The sequence below is a fragment of the Streptomyces millisiae genome, from assembly GCF_031845425.1.
Taxonomy (GTDB): domain Bacteria; phylum Actinomycetota; class Actinomycetes; order Streptomycetales; family Streptomycetaceae; genus Streptomyces; species Streptomyces millisiae.
In genome coordinates this window covers 1-673 of sequence record NZ_JAVREM010000177.1, presented here as the reverse complement: position 1 = coordinate 673, position 673 = coordinate 1, and the positions used below count along the sequence as shown (strand labels likewise).

Annotated in this window: 1 protein-coding gene; it reads right to left on the bottom strand. The window is 69.7% G+C overall.

All coding sequences use genetic code 11. The features are described 5' to 3' along the window. Positions 1-673 (bottom strand): hypothetical protein (locus RNC47_RS36085; RefSeq protein WP_311605081.1); only part of this gene is annotated, 673 nt, incomplete at its 5' end.

Below are 673 nucleotides of genomic sequence, written 5' to 3'. Positions count from 1 at the left end.
CTAGTGGTGATCCGGTGGCTGCAGCCAGGTCGCGAGGTTGCGGACGTAATCCTTGAACACCCCGAGAAGCGACGGATCGGCCCTGATCTGCGAGCCGGGCCGATCGGTGACGAACGACGGCGCCCCGCGGTCCAGATCCCAGTTGTAATCGGCGAAATGGTGGAAGGTCGACTCCGCCACAGCCCGGCCCATCGGCCTGCCCTCCGGCGTGCGCTTACCGTCGAGTGCCACCGCGAGGTTGAACTGTCTGCCGGTCGCGGTGCTGCGTCCCCCGGCCACCACCGTCGCGAACGGCACGTGGGCCGAGACCGAACCCTCATGGGGGTGGGCCGGGAACCACTCGATGCGGCCGCTGGCGGTCCGGGCGGTGCGCAGCAGCTGGTGCACCGGCTGCTCGGCCAGCACCGGCTGATAGTCACCGTTGGAGCCCGAGTGGTAGTTGGGCCACGAGATGTCCGGGTTGTCCTGGTCGTCGCAGCGGGACGCCGGGTCCAGGCTGGCGTCGTGGAATTCGTTGACCTGCCCCAACGACCCCAGCCCCCGCAGGCAGCTGCCGAGGTTCTGGTGATCGCGCGCGGTCAGCACCGCGCCGCCGAGTCCGCGGAACCTGCCGATCGCCGCGCATTCGTCGGGCGTGAGACCGTTGCCGACGTCGACGGCCATCAGCCACAGC